Raw genomic sequence first — 17,320 nt, forward strand, 5'->3', positions numbered from 1 at the left:
GGGTGCGCCAGGGCCCAACTCATTTGCTGATTTACCCATTCACCAGTCTACCCATTCAACCGTCCAGGTGATTCCCATCCAAAACCTGTACTACCTGCTTTGCTACGCCTGGAACCGGCTGCCGGACCAGCAGGAGCTCCAGGCAGTGAACCCACAGGCCTTCCACCGCCCCCTGGAGCTGCTCACGCATGTGCTGCTTGTGGCGGCACGCCGGCAGCTGCGCCAGGGCCTGCCCGTGGCCTATACGGAGCACGTGGCTGAGCTGACGGAATTGCGGGGCCGCCTGCAACTCACCCCTACCCTGCGCCGCAACCTGCTCCAACAAGGCCGGGCCCTGTGCGCCTTCGACGAGCTGGGCCCGAATACGGCCGGGGCGCGTTTGCTGCTGGGCACGCTGCAGCTCCTTGCCCGCACCCGTAGCCTGCCCGCTGCGCTACGCCAGGAGGTACGCGCCCTTGTGCACCGGTTTCCGGCCGAGGTGCTACCGGAGCTGCCCAGTGCCGCTGGCCTCCGGGCACTGCGGCGGCACCGCCCAACCGGACTTGCCGCTTTCCTGCTGAACGTATGCGAGCTGATTCAGCAAAGCGCCCTGCCCACTCCCGACGCAGCCGGTACCAGCCGCTTCCGCGACTTTCGCCGCGACGAGGTGCTGATGGCCCGCCTGTTCGAGCAGTTTGTGCGCAACTTCTACCGGCTGGAGCAGCGCCACTTTCGGGTGCTGAGTGAAACGATTCAGTGGCAGGCTACCGCCGAGGACGCCACCGGCCTGGACCTGCTGCCCGCCATGATTACGGATACCACCCTGGAAAGTCCGACGCGGAAAATTATCCTTGATACCAAGTACTATGCGGCAGCCCTGCGCCAGCGCTATAATCAGCAAAAGCTGATTGCCCCGCACCTGTACCAGCTATATGCCTATCTGCAGAACCAGCCGGCACTGCCCGGGCAGCAACTGGAAGGTATTCTGCTGTATCCGGCCGCTACCCAGGCCCTGGATGTGCGCTACTCGCTGGGGGGCCATCCGGTTCGTATCGTCACGCTGGACCTAACTCAGCCCTGGCCCCAGATTGCCGCCGCCCTGCTGGCATTGGCTGCTTAACGAATCGGCAATAAAGCCGAGTGTTTTTTGCATTTATGCAGCCTCGCTACGGGATTTACGTCGGTAGGTTGCAATTGGCAGCACTTCTGCCTAAACTTCCTCGGCTTACTCCTTCCTCATCACCCAAACCTTTACTTCTTTGAACAGACGCGACTTTGTAGGCCTGACTGGTCTGGCGGCCGGCGCCATCTGGCTGCCCTCGGTGCCGGCCCTGGGCGGCTCCCTGGTTGACCCCGCCCGCCTGCTGGAGCCCGGCCTCGACCCCGCCGTAAAAAAACGCCTGTCCGATGCGGCCCTGAATGCCGCCAAATCGGCTGGAGCCACCTACGCCGATGTGCGCATTGGCCGCTACCTTAACCAGAGCGTGTTCACCCGCGAGAAGCAGGTGCAGAACATTGCCAGCGGGGAGAGTTTCGGGGCCGGCATCCGGGTAATTGCCAACGGCACCTGGGGCTTTGCCTCTACCAACCAGGTAACCGAAGCCGGCATGGCCAAGGCCGCCCAGCTGGCCGTGCAGATTGCCAAGGCCAACGCCAAAGTGCAGAAAGAGCCCGTAAAATTGGCTCCCCAGCAGGGTTTTGGGGAGGTTTCCTGGAAAACGCCCATTCAGGTAAACGCCTTTGAGGTGCCGGTAAAGGACAAGGTGGACCTGCTACTGGCCGCCAACGCCAAGGCCCTGGAAAACGGGGCCTCCTTCGTAAACTCGGCCCTGTTTCAGATCAACGAGCAGAAGTATTTCGCCAGCACCGACGGCTCTTACATCGACCAGGACATTCACCGCATCTGGCCCAATTTCTCAGTTACGGCCATTGACCGGGCTTCAGGCAAGTTCCGCACTCGGGAGGCGCTCAGCTCGCCCATGGGCATGGGCTACGAGTACATGCAGCCCAAGGCCCAGGACAAAATTGCCGGCCCCGCCGGCACCGGGCTGGTAGGCTACAAGTACAGCTACGACATCCTGGAGGATGCCGCCCTGGCCGCCAAGCAGGCCAAGGAGAAGCTCACTGCGAAAAGCGTGGTACCTGGTAAATACGACTTGGTACTGGACCCCAACCACCTGGGCCTTACCATCCACGAAAGCATTGGCCACGCCACCGAGCTGGACCGGGTGCTGGGCTACGAGGCCAACTACGCTGGTACTTCCTTCGCCACTCTCGACTGGAAAGCCAAGGGCCAGCCCTACGGCTCCAAGCTGGTGAACATTATTGCCGACAAAACCCAGCCCGGCTCCCTGGGTGCCGTAGGCTTCGATGATGAAGGCGTGAAAACCGGCGAATGGGACATTATTAAAGATGGCAAGCTGGTTGACTACCAGAAAATCCGGGACCAGGCGCACATCGTGGGCCAGACCAAGTCCGATGGGTGCTGCTACTCCCAGTCGTGGCAGGATGTGCAGTTCCAGCGCATGGCCAACATCAGCCTCAAGCCCGGCACCGAAAAAATGAGCGTGGACGACATGATCAGCAAGGTGGAGAAGGGCATTTACATTGCCGGCCGGGGCTCGTTCAGCATCGACCAGCAGCGCTACAACTCCCAGTTTGGCGGTACCGTGTTCTACGCCATTGAGAAGGGCAAAATTGCCGGCATTCTGGAGGACGTAGCCTACCAGACCAATACCGTGGAGTTCTGGAACTCCTGCGCGGCTATCTGCGACCAGTCGGACTACCGGTTGTTTGGCTCCTTCTTCGACGGCAAAGGCCAGCCTCCGCAGGTATCGGCCGTGAGCCACGGCTCCAGCACCACGCGCTTCAACTCGGTCAACGTCATCAACACCGCCCGCAAAATCGGATAGAATTTGAATGTGAGAAATGTGCAGAATGTGAGTAATGTGCTTGGTCTTGACCACGCATTGGCTGACCCTTAGGCTCGTTATTTAAGTCTGCACCCCATTCATTTCTCACATTCTTCTCTCATTTATCCACATTCCGCACATTTGATATGATTCTTTCCCAATCCGAAGCGCAGGGTATTCTGCAAAAGGTGCTCAGCTTCAGCAAGGCCGACGAGTGCGAGGCCACACTCAACGGCCAGACCGGCGGCAACGTACGCTCGGCCCGCAACGCCATCAGCACCAGCGGCGCCGTGGATAACGTGAGCCTGACGGTAGAGTCCCGGTTCGGTAAACGCTCGGGCGTAGCTACCTGCAACCAGTTTGATGACGCCACGCTGCGCAGCTGCGTGCAGCGGGCCGAGGAAATTGCCCGTCTGGCCCCCGAAAGCCCCGAGTACATGCCTTTCCTGGGCCCCCAGAAGTACCTCGCCTCCCCAGGCAGCTTCGCCAAAGCCACCGCCGACATCACGCCCGACTACCGGGCCGCTCAGGTGGGGGCCAGCATGAAACTCTGCGACGAGAAGAAACTGACTTCGGCGGCTTTCCTCAACGATGGGGCCGGTTTTGTGGCCAAGCGCAACAGCAAGGGCCTCGAAGCCTACCAGCAGACCTCCGGCCTGGAGTTCAGCATTACGGTGCGTACGCCGGATGGCACCGGCTCAGGCTACGCCACCGCCGACTACAACGACGCCAGCAAGTTCGACGCCCGCCGCCTCACTCAGATTGCCGCCGATAAAGCGGCCGGCTCCCGCAATGCCCAGGCCCTGGAGCCCGGCAAGTACACCGTTATTCTGGAACCGGCCGCGCTGGTAGCCAACTCCGACGCCTCGCTAATGCAGGCCCTGATGAGCGCCCTGGATGCCCGCAACGCCGACGAAGGACGCTCCTTCCTGAGCAAGAAGGGTGGCGGCAACCGCAAGGGTGAAAAGCTGTTCGATGAGCGGGTAACCATCTACTCCGATCCTTTGAACCCGGAAATTGCCGACCTTACCTTCTCAGGTGACGGCCGCCCCCAGCAGAAAATTACCTGGATTGAGAAGGGCGTGGTAAAAAACCTCTATACCTCCCGTTTCTGGGCGCAGAAGGCTGGCATTCCGGATATTCCGCGGCCCGGTGGCTGGATTATGGAAGGCGGTACCCAAAGCACTGCCGACCTCATCAAAGGCACCCAGCGCGGTATTCTGGTTACGCGCCTGTGGTACATCCGTCCCGTCGACCCCCAGACGCTGCTGTACACCGGCCTCACCCGGGACGGAACGTTCTACATCGAAAACGGCAAAATCAAGCATCCGGTGAAGAACTTCCGCTTCAACGAGTCGCCCATTATCATGCTCAACAACCTGGAAGCCATTGGCAAGCCGGTGCGCGTGAACGGCAACCTGGTGCCGCCCCTGAAAATCCGGGACTTCACGTTTACCAGCCTCTCCGACGCGGTGTAAATCATAGATGGTGCAGATGCCGCCGCAGGTGCCGCAGATTTGTTCTGATGGTGGATGAAAAAGGATGCTAAAGACTAACAAAGTGTAGTCGGCAGAGCAGCATAATTTCATCTGGCACCCCTCTTGGCTATGGCATCCCAGTCACCAGCACGAATCTGCGGCACCTGCGGCGGCATCAGCACCATCTGTGATTTTCCCAGTCATCAGAACGAATCTGTGGCATCTGAACCATCTGCACTATCTGTAATATGAAAAGACGTGACTTTGTGGGCATTACCGGCCTGGCGGCCGGGGCCTTGTGGCTGCCTTCCGTGCCGGGTTTCGCCGCTGGCGACGCCGTGGACCCCTTGCGCCTGCTGGAACCCGGCCCCGATGTAGCCCTGAAGAAGCGCATGGCCGATGCGGCCCTGAACGCTGCTAAAGCCGCCGGAGCCACCTACGCCGATGTGCGCATTGGCCGCTACCTCAACCAGGGCGTGTTCACCCGCGAGAAGCAGGTGCAGAACATTGTAAGTACAGAAAGCTACGGCGCGGGGGTGCGGGTAATTGCCAATGGCACCTGGGGCTTTGCCTCTACCAACCAGGTAACCGAAGCCGGTATTGCCAAAGCGGCCCAGCTGGCCGTGCAGATTGCCAAGGCTAACTCAAAAGTACAGAAAGAGCAGGTGAAGCTGGCTCCCCAGAAAGGCTTCGGGGAGGTAGAGTGGAAAGCCCCCATCAAGCAGAATGCCTTCGAGGTACCCATCAAGGACAAGGTGGATTTGCTACTGGCTACCAACGCCAAAGCCCTGGAAAACGGGGCCTCCTTCGTAAACTCGGTGCTGTTTCAGGTGAATGAGCAGAAGTATTTTGCCAGCACCGACGGCTCTTACATCGACCAGGACATTCACCGCATTTTCCCCACGTTCGGGGTGACGGTGGTAGACCGGGCCTCGGGCAAGTTCCGGAGTCGGCAGGCGCTCAGCTCGCCCATGGGCCTGGGCTACGAGTACCTCACGCCCAAGGCCGAGGACAAAGTGGCCGGCCCTCAGGGCTCGGGCGTTATCGGCTACAAGTACAGCTATGATATGCTGGAAGATGCCGCCCTGGCTGCCCGTCAGGCCAAGGAAAAGCTCACCTGCAAAAGCGTGGTACCCGGTAAGTACGACCTGGTACTGGACCCTCACCACCTGGGCCTCACTATTCACGAATCGGTGGGGCACCCGCTGGAGCTGGACCGGGTGCTGGGCTACGAGGCCAACTATGCCGGCACCTCCTTCGCCACGCTGGAGTGGAAAGCCAAAGGTCAGCCTTACGGCTCCAAACAAGTGAATATTGTGGCCGACAAGCTGCAGCCCGGCTCCCTAGGTGCCGTAGGCTACGATGATGAGGGCGTGAAGACCAAAGAGTGGAACCTCATCAAGGAGGGCATCTTGGTGGATTATGAGAAAATCCGGGACCAGGCGCACATTGTGGGCCAGCAGGAGTCCGACGGATGCTGCTACTCCCAGTCGTGGCAGGATGTGCAGTTCCAGCGTATGCCCAACATCAGCCTCAAGCCCGGCGCAGCCAAGCTGAGCGTAGACGACATGGTGAAGAACGTGGAAAAAGGCATCTACATTGCCGGCAATGGCTCCTTCAGCATCGACCAGCAGCGCTACAACTCCCAGTTTGGCGGGCAGGTGTTCTATGCCATTGAGAAGGGCAAAATTACGGGCATGCTCGAGGACGTGGCTTACCAGACCAACACCCTGGAGTTCTGGAACTCCTGTGCGGCCGTGTGCGACCAGTCGGATTACCGGTTTGCAGGCTTCTTTAACGACGGCAAGGGCCAGCCCAGCCAGTCCTCGGCCGTGAGCCACGGTTCCAGTACTAGCCGCTTCAACTCGGTCAACGTCATCAACACCGCCCGGAAAATTTAAGCTGTTAGCCGTTAGCTGCTGGCTGTTCGCTTCCGTGCAGGAAGCTATCAGCCAGCAGCTAACGGCTAACAGCCAACAGCTAATAGCTCAAAAAGACATGGCTATTCTTTCCAAAGACGAAGCGCAGGCAATCCTCAAAAAAGTCATTGGGTTCAGCACCGCCGACGAGTGCCAGGCCAACCTGAACGGGCGCACCACCGGTAATATTCGCTACGCCCGCAACTCGGTGAGTACGGCCGGGGCCCAGGACAACGTGAGCCTGGCCGTAGAAGCGCGGTTTGGCAAACGCTCGGGCATAGCCACCTGCAACGAGTTCGACGATGCTACCCTACGCCGCTGCGTGCAGCGAGCCGAGGAAATTGCCCGCCTGGCCCCCGAAGACCCCGAGTACATGCCCCTGCTGGGCCCCCAGCAGTACCTCACGCCCGTGAGCTACGCCGCCAGCACGGCTGCCATTACCCCTGATCTGCGCGCCCAGGCCGCCGGCGACAGTATTGCGCTGTGCAGTGCCAAGAGCCTCACGGCGGCTGGTTACCTCGAAGATGGCGCCTACTTTCAGGCCCTGCGCAACAACAAGGGGCTGGAAGCCTACCAGCAGAGTACCAGCCTGGATTTCTCGGTGACAGTGCGCACCCCCGATGGTACCGGTTCGGGTTATGCCGTGGCCGACTACACCGATGTGGCCAAATTCAACGCCAAAAGCCTCACCCAGCTGGCCGCCGATAAGGCCGCCGGCTCCCGCAATGCCCGGGCGCTGGAGCCCGGCAAGTACACCGTGATTCTGGAGCCCGCCGCTCTGGTATCGGATGAGGGGCTGCTCAACAACCTGATGTACAGCCTCGGGGCCCGGGAGGCCGACGAGGGGCGCTCCTTTCTGAGCAAAAAAGGTGGGGGTAATAAGCTGGGTGACAAGCTCTTTGACCCGCGCATTACCATTTACTCTGACCCCCTCAATGCCCAGGCTCCCAGCGGCGTATTCGACTACGAAGGCCTGCCGGTGAAGCGCATGAACTGGATTGAGAAAGGCGTGGTTAAAAACCTGTACTACTCCCGCTACTGGGCCCAGAAAACAGGCAAAGCAGCCACGGCTTTTCCCGGCAACTTCATCATGGAAGGCGGCACCCAGAGCGTACAGGACCTGATTAAGAGCACTGCCAAGGGTATTCTGGTTACGCGCCTGTGGTACATCCGCGACGTGGACCCCCAGACGCTGCTGTACACCGGCCTTACCCGGGACGGAACGTTCTACATCGAAAACGGCAAAATCAAGTTTCCTATCAAGAACTTCCGCTTCAACGAGTCGCCCATTATCATGCTCAACAACGTGGAGGCCATTGGCAAGCCCGTGCGCCTGGGCGGCAACCTGGTGCCGCCCCTAAAAATCCGGGACTTCACGTTTACCAGCCTCTCCGACGCGGTGTAACTACCCGGCCTGGTGGCAGATATGTGGCCTCTGGTACGCTTGTTACCAGAGGCCACATATCATTTTCATCTGGCTGATGAAGCGTATATACAGAATGCTGGTGCTGTTAGGAGTAGGCTGGCAGGCTCACGCCCAGCAAGCCAACACCCTATCGGGGGCCACTGCCGCCCAGAAAAGCTCGGTCCGGCCGGGTAGCTAGTCGTTGTCGAACTGGTAGGCCACGTAGCCCTGTATCACCCGATTCTTAAAGCGCGGGTCGTTGGGGCCGCTCAGGTTGCGGGTGTCGTTGATGTCGTTGAGGCCGGCATTGAAGCGGGCCCCCAGCAGCAGGTTGCCCAGCTTGAGGCCGCCCCCGGCCGCCAGGGTAAAATCGGTGCGTTTGAAGGTGTAGCTGCTGTTGCCGCCCACCACATTATCGTCCTGGCGGGACACCATAAACCCCAGTTGCGGGCCGGCCTCCACAAACACCGGCCCTACCGTTACCTTGGCCAGTACGGGCAGGTTGAGGTAGTGCAGCTTGGCATCGTAGTTTCCAATGGCTGTGCGGAAAGAGCTGCCCTGCAGGGAATACAGCAGCTCCGGCTGAATGGTAACCGGGCCCAGCACTTTGGCCTCATACAGCAAGCCGGCGTGGTAGTAGGTTTTGTACCTGGTGGAAGTGGAACCCAGGTTCTCGCCATCAAGGACGGCAGCATTGAGGCCGGCTTTTATACCAAACTGGGCGTGGGCTGCCGCGGCCAACAGCAGCAGTGGCAGCAGGAACAGAAAACGTTTCATACAACAGGGGCTCACTGGGTTAACAACATACTCCGGCTCTGCTAACGGCTACCGGCGTTTCAAGTGTATGTTTACCAGCCATAAATCATGCCTGTTTGAGGCCGCGGCCGGCTGGCTATTCATCGGGTTGGGGCAGGCGGCAAGCCACCTTTAGGGAAGTAGCTGCGTCTTTGCCCCGATTTTTGTCTTTTCTCTCCTCCCCTTCATGCCTGCTCCGTTCACCTTCGTGCGCCTGCAATACCACTCCGGCGACTGGGACGCCGTGGATGAGCGGATGCCCGCCAACTTGCTTCACTCCTTGGTGCAGTACACCAAAGTGCCCGTAATTGCCAAGGAGAAAGTAGTGGCCCTGGACTCGCCGGAGCTGTTTCGCTACCCATTCTGCTACCTCTCGGGCCACCGGCTGGTGCAGTTTTCGGCCCCCGAGCGGCGCAACTTCGAGCAGTATGTACGGGGCGGGGGCTTCGTGTTTGTGGACGACTGCAACCACGACATCGACGGGCTGTTTGCCCGCTCGTTTGAGGAGCAGATGCGGGTGTGCTTCGGGGCGGGGGCGCTAAAGAAGCTGCCCAAGTCGCACCCTATTTACTCGCAGTTTTTCAAGTTCCCCGACGGCCCGCCCAACACCGGCTTCGAGCTCAACGGCTGGGGCGACGACCTGGTGCATGACTATCTGAAAGGCATTGAGATAAACGGGCGGCTGGCGGTGCTGTATTCCAATAAAGACTACGGCTGCGAGTGGGATTATGACTTTCGCAACAAGCGGTTTTTAGCCGAAGACAACACCAAATTCGGCGTCAATATCATTCTATACGCCCTTACGGCTTAGCTTCTCTATGGCTTGGCCTTCTCTGCACTGGCGCAGGTACAGGTAAACTTTGCCCCATTGCATGCGTCTATGCAGGAGTACGGGGTGCACGTAGGCGGGCAGCTGACCAAGCTCACTAGCCCACCTCCTGATTACTTGGACATTCCGCTACGGCCCAACTATCCGGGCGGGCAGGCGGGCATTGCTGCCGAGCCGGATGTAGGGTGGCAGTACAGCCCGCGCTGCTATTCACGCAGAAAGGCTACTGCACCAAATAATAATAGACGTAGAAGCACAACGGTACCATATATTACGCCACCAGCCCCTGCATCGGCTACCGCCCTCAGGCCAAAAACTGGAGCATTCAGCTAAACCTGACGCGCTTCTTCGGGCCGGCGGCGTAGGGGCTTAGAACCGGTAGCCCAGGCTGAGGCGGCCATCAAAAACAGCCCCGTTTTCCTCGTAGTACGTGCCGGTATCATAATACCCGGGTGTGCCGGCGTAGGGGCTCTTGTTCAGGCGCCGCCAGGTCATGATGCCGCCTGCTACATCGAGCAGAAAGCGGCTCTGGTGGCCCAATGGCAGCTGAGCGCCCAGCAGTACGCCTGCCCCGCCCAATTTCCGGTTTTCGTTGTAGGCGTTGTAGTAGGCATTCTGCTTCACGCCCCGGTAGCCCAGCGTAGGAGCCACGTACACCCCTGCCAACCCCGTCTGGCGGCCTTGGTACAGGTAGTAGCGCCCCTGTAGCGCAACGCCGGAAGTTCGTTCAGTGGGCTGCCCGCCGTTCAGGAGCACCTCAACGCTGCCGCTGCTGCGCCGCCCCAGCTGCTGCTCGTAGCCCACCAATACGGGCAGAAGCAAACGGGTATCGGTATTAAGCGCATTATACGCCACATTACGGAGCAGTATTCCGCCTACATCCAGCCGTAGGGCGTGCCGCAGGCCAACCCGGGCCGGAGCGGTGGTATCGGGGGCCGTCTGGGCCAGAGCGGGTAGGGCCGGCACGGCGCTGAGCAGCAAGGCGGCCAGCCACCAGCCGGGTCGAAAAATGCGGGAGGAGTTGCGTATCATGGCTTGAAGTAGCCGGTTGGCAGCGGGCGGGGCAAACCAGCTTCCGGGTGGTTCAGACTTTATGGGGTGCAGAAAAATGCGGCAGCTACTCCTGCCGCAAGCATCCTTGGCGCAGTTCTGCTGACTTTATACCGCTTCTGCTTCTATCTTCCGCCCTGACTTTTCAACGCCGTTTTCCGTGACTGAACAAGACGTAACCCGCCTGCTTCAAAAAATACCGCTGCTCAAACAGGAAATCGGAAAGGTGATTGTGGGCCAGCAGGAGGTGCTGGAGGAAGTGCTGGTGGCTTTGCTGGCCGGGGGCCACGCCCTGCTGGAAGGCGTGCCGGGCCTGGCCAAAACCCTGCTGGTGCGCACCCTGGCCCAGGCCACCGACCTGCCTTTCCGCCGCATCCAGTTTACCCCCGACCTGATGCCCACCGATATTCTGGGCACCGAGATTCTGGAAGAGGACCACGGCACGGGGCACCGTTCATTCAAGTTCAATCCGGGTCCCATCTTCGCCAGTCTGGTGCTGGCCGATGAAATCAACCGGACCCCACCCAAAACCCAGGCCGCCCTGCTGGAGGCCATGCAGGAAGGCCACGTAACCTACGCTGGTCAGGAGCACGCCCTGCCCAAGCCATTTTTTCTGCTGGCCACCCAAAACCCCATCGAGCAGAGCGGTACCTACCCCCTGCCTGAGGCCCAGCTCGACCGGTTTCTGCTGTACGTGCGCATTGGCTACCCCACCGAGCAGGAGGAGTTGGCCGTGCTCAGCGGTACCACCGGCATCAGCCGGCAGGCGGTGCAGCCGGTGCTGGGCGGCGAGGAAATTCGCCAGCTGCAGTTGCTCACGCGCCAGGTCAGCATTAGCGCTGAGCTGCTGAGCTTGGTAAACCGCCTGGTGCGGGCCACCCGCCCGGCCACTTCCGAAGTAGCCTTCATCCGGGAGTATGGCCGCTGGGGGGCCGGCCCTCGGGCCGGGCAAGCCCTGATTCTGTGCGCCAAAGCCCGGGCCCTGCTGCACGGCCGCTTCGCTGCCACCCTGGACGATGTGCAGGCCCTGGCCCCCGCCGTGCTCCGCCACCGCGTGCTACTGAACTTCAGTGCCGAAGCCGAAGGCCTGACCCCGGATGATGCTGTAGCAGCGTTATTGAAAGGAATTAGTCTTTAAGTGTTACTGGGTTTTAGTTGCTGGTTGCTCGTTGCTGGTTGTTAGCTCAGTCTTGATAACCAGCAACGAGCAACTAGAAACCAGAAACCAGAAACTTATTTCCCATGCTCACGCCTGAACACCTTCATGCCCTGCATAATCTGCCGCTGGCCGCCAGGCAAGCGGCCGAGGGCGTGCTGCACGGGGCCCATGCCAGCCGGCGCAAGGGTGCGGGCATGGAGTTCAGCCAGTACCGCCCGTACCAGCCCGGCGACGACCTGCGCCGCCTCGACTGGCGGCTGGCAGCCCGCTCCGACCGGTACTACTTGCGCGAATCGGAGGTGGATACCAGTCTGGTAGTGCATCTGGTGCTGGATGCTACCGCCAGCATGAACCACCAGGACGACAACGGCCTGAGCAAGCTACAGTACGGCCGCCTGCTGTGCGCCGCCCTGGCCTATGTGGCTACCCAACAGGGCGACGCCGTGGCGCTTACCGTGCTGCTGCCCCAGGGCCTGCAGCACCTGCCACCCCGCGCCGACTCCCGGCAGCTGCCCCGCATTTATCATACTTTGGAGAGCATTGAAGCCGCCGGCCGCTTTCCGGATGCGGCTACGCTGGCCCCGCTCACGGCCCGCCGCCAGCCGGCCCTGACGGTGTGCGTGAGCGACTTGTACGAGGAGAGCGGCGAGATTGAGCAGCTCCTCACCCGCCTGCGCGCCGCCACCGGCGAGGTGCTGCTGCTGCACCTGCTGGCCCGCAACGAGCTGGAATTCACCTTCAAAGGAGCCGTTACCTTCGAGGACCTGGAGACCGGGCAGCAGCTGCAGCTGGATGCCGGCCAGCAGCGCCGGGCCTGGCAGCAGCAGTTGCAGCAGTGGCTCCGCGACACGGCCCGTCAGGCCCGCACCCACGGCTTCGACTACTACCAGCTTAGCACCGCTGAGCCCCTCACCGGAGCCCTGCGCCGGTTTTTGCAGCAGCGGGCTACGGCCTGAGTGCCCGAATTGGGCCCGATAGTTGTGCAGCCAGGAAAATCAGGTGTCTCCTTCTTTTCTTATTCTGCTATGCTTCGAATCCTACTCGCTACGGTGCTGCTGACCCTCCCGACGGTGGCTTCTGCCCAAACTGCTCCCTTGCTTACTGGCTACCGACGCCCTCTGCCCATCGTACCCATCGACTCGGTAACGCACCAAATCAGCTACCAGGGAAATCTGGTGGTGCCAGGCGTGCCCCAGGCCGAGCTGTACGGCCGGGCCCAGGAATGGCTGGCTACACAGTTTGAAAACTACGCCGAGGTGGTGCAGCTGGCCGACCCCGGCCGGGGCGTGCTGATTGGGCAGGCCATAGTGCGGGCCGTGGCGCCGGCCCAGAAAAACCAGGATTCCCGCAGCTTCAAGCTGCTGTTCCGGTTTCGGCTGCGGGCTCAGCCCGGCGCTCTGCACTACGAGCTGACGGATATCAGCTACCCTACTTATCCTGAAACCGACGCATCGAATAGCGCTGAAAGTGGTCGGGCCGTTAATGGCTTAGCCCTTTGGCAGCGCGCCGACGATTTTTCCCAGATTGGCACTACGGACGCCCAAAACCGGCGCGCTCCAGTGGAAATTGAGCTGCGCGACTACGACCAGTACACCGACCAAGGCCAGCCCAAACCCCGCATGGTGCAGCAGTGCCAGGGTATTCAGAACGCCATGACGACGCTGCTGGCCTCGCTTGGCCAACGGCTGAAACAGCCGCTGCCGTAGCCGTTGTGCCCTGGAACTGGGCTCCGGCCGTCGTTGCCCTTGTACTCCGGAGCTGTGCTCCGGCCCGCGTAAAAGGGTAATTTCTAGTTGCGTTAATTACCTTCTTGTGCGAGCCGAAGCACAGCTTCGGGGTACAAGGGCAACGACGGCCGAAACAGGTTCGGGGTATACGTTCTTTCCAGTGGGAGCATGGGGCTGCCGCAACGCCGGCCGGGAAAGTTGTGTCTGTAGCCTGGCTTCATTAGGTTGAGGCTTCAACCCGTCCGCACTTTCAACCTGCACCCCGTTTGCTTCTCCTGATTTTTTCGCACGCCGCCGCCGGCTGGCTGGCCCTGCTGGGGGTAGCCGTGCCTTTGGCTATCTACCTGTGGAACCGCCGGCCGGGTCGGGTAGTGCGAGTGGGTAGCGTGCGGTGGCTGGAGGCTGCCGCCAACCGCCGTCTGCGTAACCTGCGCCCCGAGCAGCTCCTGCTATTTTTGCTGCGGGCGGCCCTGGTGGCCCTGCTGGCACTGGCCGTAGCCGAGCCATTTCAGCTGCTGCCGCCGCCCCCGCTTCGGGGCCAGGTACTGCTGGCCCCCACCCTCACCGCCCCGGACCTGCTGCCGCTGCAGTCGGCGCTGGATTCTTTGCGGCAACAAGGCTACGAGCTACGGCAGCTGCACGCCCGCCAGCCGGTAAGCGCCCCCCTACCCTGGTCGGGCCTGGGCCTCGGCGACACGACCAAGACAGTGCCCTTGCGGCCCGATTCGGTTCCGGTCCGCAACCTCTGGCACAGTGTACAAGCCGCGGCCGACTCTCTGCCCGGAAGGCCGTTGGTGGTAGTAGCCCCGCTCACGCTGGCGGCTTTTGCGGGCACCCGGGTACCGCTGCCCCCCCAGGTCCGGTGGCTGCCCCTGCCCCTACCCGATTCGAGCCGGCAGGTGGTAGCAGCCTGGCAGCCTCGGCCCGACAGCCTGACTGTGCTGGTGGCTACCGGAACCGAGGCCGGAGTTCGGGTGCAGCTGGTTCGGCGGCGCTGGCCCTTTGCCGGAAGCACGCTGCGGGTAGCCCCCGGGGTTGAGGTGCGCACCAACGCGGCGCAGCAGCTCTTTGTTACCCAACAAGGCCGCGTGCAGCGGCTAGCCGTCATTCGCCGCCGCCCGCGCTGGCACGTAAGCCCCGATGCCGCGCATACCGCTTCGGCCCGGGTGCTGGTGGCGGCCTTGCGGGCCGTGGGCGAAACGCTGCCGCTGCCGCCCCGCCTCACGGTTTCTGCCTCCCTGCCCCCCGATTCGGTGGAATGGCTATTCTGGCTCCGTGAGGGTCCGGCTCCTGTTATTTCCGGGGCACAAGTCTGGCAGGAGGCCTCTGCCGGCGCAGCGGTGTTTGCTACCCGTTTTCAGCCCCCCGGCCTGCCGCACCCAATACCGGTGCAGCGGCTCGATACCACTGCCCGGGCCGGCAGCACCCGGTGGTACACCGCCTCGGGCCACGCCTTACTCCAGGAGCAGCCCGCGGGCCAATACCGGCTCCGGACCCGCCTCGACCCGGCCTGGAGCGGCCTGGCCGACAGTCCGGAATTGCCCGGGCTACTGTTGCCGCTGCTATTGCCTTCCTCCGGCCCGTCGCCCTCCCCGGATGTCCGCCCTCTGGCTATAGCTCAACTGCAAAGTGCCCGCCCGGCAACCCCTAACGGCCCCGCGGGCCAGGCTGCGCCGCGCCGGGCGCTGGCACCATGGCTGGTGCTGGTAGCCGGGCTGCTGTTTGCGGCCGAACGGCTGGTGGCCGCCCGCCGACCCGCAGCTTCCTCCTTATCCTCGCCGCAATGAGCCCCCTGCTTGCTACTTCCGCCCCAACTGCTGAGCCGATTCGTAGGGCGGCCCGCGCCTGGGCAGGCCGCCGTACCGTAGTCCTGCTGTTGCCGGTGCTGGGGGTAGGCAGTGTGTTGGCGATGGCCGCGCTGGTGTGGCCCACGGCCCGCGTTGCCGTGGGTTGCCTGACGGGGGTACTGGCCGGAGTTGTCGGCTGGCTGCTCTGGCGCATCTGGCAGGAGCCGCTTTCTGGTATTGCGCGCCGCCTTAACCGCCAGCACCCGCAGCTGGAAGACAGCGCCGCGCTGCTGCTGCGCCCTACCCCCGAGCTAAACCTGCTGGAGCAGCTGCAACAGCAGCGGCTTCTGGCCCGGGTGCCGGAACTAGCGGCGGCGGGGCCGTTGCTCCCGGTCAGGTGGCGAACCGAAGCGGCGGCGCTGCTGGGGCTGCTGCTGCTGGCAGCAGGTATCGGATGGGGGCGGCCGGGCACTGCCCCAGCTGTTGCACCAACGGCGGCCCCCGTAGCCCTGCATTTTTCGGAAGAGCCGGCCCAACCGGCCGCCGCGCCGCGCATCCGGCAAACCCGGCTGCGGGTGCTACCGCCGGCCTACACCCGCCAGCCAGCGTTTAGCCCCGCTACGCCCTCGTTCCGCTGCCCGCAGGGCAGCCAAGTGCAGTGGTTGGTAACGGTGAGCCGGGCCACTCGCCAGGCCCCGGTACTGGAGCTGGGCGGCCGGCGCATTCCTCTGCAGCCGGTACCCAATCAGCCCACCGAGTTTATGGTCAGCCAACCGCTGACGGCTACCACTCTGTACCGGCTGCGGCTGGGGGCGCAAACCTCCGACGATTATGCCATTGAGGTGCAGCCCGACCAAGCCCCTACCCTCCGGATTATCACCCCCAAAGCGTACACGCTGGTCGAGTTTGGCCGGCCGCCGCAGGTGAATATTCAGGCCCAGCTGCACGACGACTACGGCCTGACCCGTGCCCGGCTGGTGGCTACCATTGCCCAGGGCCAGGGCGAGGCCGTGAAGTTTCGGGAGGTGGTAACGGAGCTAAGCGCCGGCCTGGCGGGGCAGCCCAAGGCGGCTACGCTGCGCCCGGTACTGCACCTGCCCGCCCTGGGCCTTACCTACGGCGACGAGGTGTACTTCTACCTCCAGACCTGGGACAACCACCAGCAGGCCGCCCGCTCCGATACCTACCTGGTGCAGTGGGAAGATACCACCGTGCAGGAAAGCACGCTGGATGTTTCGCTGGGCGTGAATACGGCCCCGGCCTACTTCCGCAGTCAGCGCCAGATTATCATCGACACCGAAAAGCTGCTGGCTGAGCAGAAGCGCCTGACGGGGGCCGTGCTGCTGGACCGCTCCAACGGCATTGGCTTCGATCAGAAAGTATTGCGGATGCGCTACGGGAAGTTTCTGGGGGAAGAAGCCGATGAAACCATTGGCGCCGCTACCCGCCCGCCCGTAGCCGATGCCCCCGCCGAGGAGCCGGGCTTGGGCTCGGTGGTAGCAGAGGACCACACCGAAACCACCCCGGCCGCCCCCGAACAGCACTCCGCCGACGACGGCCACGACCACGGCGCCCCGCCCGTGGCCCCGGGCACCTCCGACCACGAGGCCCTCACGGCGGAGCTGATGGACCCCTACATCCATCATCACGACGATGCCGAAACGGCCGATTTCCTGGAGCCCACGGTGAAGGCTAAGCTCCGGGCCGTACTGAGCGAAATGTGGGAGGCCGAGCTGCGCCTGCGTACTGGCCGCCCCCGGGAGGCCCTGCCCTACGAGTACCGCGCCCTGCGCCTGCTGAAACAGGTGCAGCAGCAAACCCGGGCCTACGTCAAGAAAGCCGGTTTTACGCCCCCTCCCATGCCCGAAGCCACCACCCGCCTCACCGGCGAGCTGGCCGGGGCCACCGCCCCCAGCCGCCGCCAGCAGCTGCCAGCCCCGGCCCGGCAGCCCACTATTCGGGCGGCGCTGGCCACGCTGGGGCAATACCAGCACACGGGCCGGGCAGCGGCGGGCAGCGCGGCGGCCCTGGAGCTGGCCGGGCAGGAGCTGGCGCGGGCGGCCCTGCGGCAGCCGGGTGCTTATCTGGGTGCCTTGCGGGAGCTGCGCCGGCTGGCATCCGGCATCCGGGCCGGGCAGCCTCCCCCGTCAGTGGATCTGGGCCGTATCGAGCGGGCCCTAACGGAGTTGCTACCGCCCCCATCCCCCGCGCCTACAGCCCGTCCCTTGCCCGGCAATCGGCTGAGCCGCCGGTATTTGCAGGAGTTAAGTCGCTGATTTT

The 17,320-nt window shown here is 62.6% G+C and carries 14 protein-coding genes; 12 read left to right on the top strand and 2 right to left on the bottom strand.

Features of this window, described 5'->3' with window-relative positions; translation table 11 throughout:
• Nucleotides 1–67 precede the first annotated feature (67 nt).
• From EI290_RS13845 to EI290_RS22865, 6 genes are all read left to right on the top strand, one after another.
• A complete protein-coding gene (locus EI290_RS13845; protein WP_185816998.1) occupies nt 68–1,099 on the top strand; it encodes a 5-methylcytosine restriction system specificity protein McrC in 1,032 nt (343 codons plus the stop codon).
• A gap of 139 nt (nt 1,100–1,238) precedes the next feature.
• Complete coding sequence (locus tag EI290_RS13850; RefSeq protein WP_125431428.1) at nt 1,239–2,891, top strand: TldD/PmbA family protein; 1,653 nt, start codon at nt 1,239–1,241, stop codon at nt 2,889–2,891.
• A gap of 146 nt (nt 2,892–3,037) precedes the next feature.
• Nucleotides 3,038–4,369, top strand: coding sequence for a TldD/PmbA family protein (locus EI290_RS13855; RefSeq protein WP_125431431.1), 1,332 nt, complete (start codon nt 3,038–3,040; stop codon nt 4,367–4,369).
• 248 nt (nt 4,370–4,617) lie between these two features.
• On the top strand, nt 4,618–6,270 hold the full coding sequence (locus EI290_RS13860) for a TldD/PmbA family protein (protein WP_125431434.1): 1,653 nt from the start codon (nt 4,618–4,620) through the stop codon (nt 6,268–6,270).
• Between the two features lie 97 nt (nt 6,271–6,367).
• Nucleotides 6,368–7,693, top strand: a complete 1,326-nt coding sequence (locus EI290_RS13865; protein ID WP_125431437.1) for a TldD/PmbA family protein — start codon at nt 6,368–6,370, stop codon at nt 7,691–7,693.
• A 76-nt stretch (nt 7,694–7,769) separates the two neighbouring features.
• The gene (locus tag EI290_RS22865; protein ID WP_262706456.1) at nt 7,770–7,892 is read left to right on the top strand and encodes a hypothetical protein; all 123 of its coding nucleotides are present in this window, start codon (nt 7,770–7,772) and stop codon (nt 7,890–7,892) included.
• Here the strand turns inward: EI290_RS22865 and EI290_RS13870 are convergent.
• On the bottom strand, nt 7,889–8,470 hold the full coding sequence (locus EI290_RS13870; protein WP_125431440.1) for a porin family protein: 582 nt from the start codon (nt 8,468–8,470) through the stop codon (nt 7,889–7,891). The two genes, EI290_RS22865 and EI290_RS13870, sit on opposite strands and share 4 nt — an antisense overlap.
• 205 nt (nt 8,471–8,675) lie before the next feature.
• Between EI290_RS13870 and EI290_RS13875 the strand changes: the two genes are divergently transcribed.
• Entirely contained in the window at nt 8,676–9,299 is a 624-nt protein-coding gene (locus tag EI290_RS13875) for a DUF4159 domain-containing protein (RefSeq protein ID WP_125431443.1), read from the top strand.
• A gap of 387 nt (nt 9,300–9,686) precedes the next feature.
• Here EI290_RS13875 and EI290_RS13880 read toward each other — a convergent pair whose 3' ends face one another.
• Complete coding sequence (locus EI290_RS13880; RefSeq protein ID WP_125431446.1) at nt 9,687–10,349, bottom strand: hypothetical protein; 663 nt, start codon at nt 10,347–10,349, stop codon at nt 9,687–9,689.
• Nucleotides 10,350–10,527: 178 nt separating this feature from the next.
• On the opposite strand from EI290_RS13880, the gene EI290_RS13885 reads away from it, so the two are divergent.
• The 5 genes from EI290_RS13885 to EI290_RS13905 all read left to right on the top strand — a co-directional run bounded on the left by EI290_RS13885 (nt 10,528) and on the right by EI290_RS13905 (nt 17,316).
• Complete coding sequence (locus tag EI290_RS13885) at nt 10,528–11,505, top strand: AAA family ATPase (RefSeq protein ID WP_125431449.1); 978 nt, start codon at nt 10,528–10,530, stop codon at nt 11,503–11,505.
• Between the two features lie 104 nt (nt 11,506–11,609).
• On the top strand, nt 11,610–12,482 hold the full coding sequence (locus EI290_RS13890; RefSeq protein WP_125431452.1) for a DUF58 domain-containing protein: 873 nt from the start codon (nt 11,610–11,612) through the stop codon (nt 12,480–12,482).
• Nucleotides 12,483–12,551: 69 nt separating this feature from the next.
• Nucleotides 12,552–13,232, top strand: coding sequence for a DUF4468 domain-containing protein (locus EI290_RS13895; protein WP_125431455.1), 681 nt, complete (start codon nt 12,552–12,554; stop codon nt 13,230–13,232).
• Between the two features lie 287 nt (nt 13,233–13,519).
• The gene (locus EI290_RS13900) at nt 13,520–15,040 is read left to right on the top strand and encodes a BatA domain-containing protein (RefSeq protein ID WP_125431458.1); all 1,521 of its coding nucleotides are present in this window, start codon (nt 13,520–13,522) and stop codon (nt 15,038–15,040) included.
• The gene (locus EI290_RS13905) at nt 15,037–17,316 is read left to right on the top strand and encodes a hypothetical protein (protein ID WP_125431461.1); all 2,280 of its coding nucleotides are present in this window, start codon (nt 15,037–15,039) and stop codon (nt 17,314–17,316) included. The genes EI290_RS13900 and EI290_RS13905 overlap by 4 nt, the downstream gene beginning before the upstream one ends.
• The last annotated feature ends 4 nt before the right edge of the window (nt 17,317–17,320 follow it).

The organism is Hymenobacter metallilatus (assembly GCF_003944705.1).
Classification (GTDB): domain Bacteria; phylum Bacteroidota; class Bacteroidia; order Cytophagales; family Hymenobacteraceae; genus Hymenobacter; species Hymenobacter metallilatus.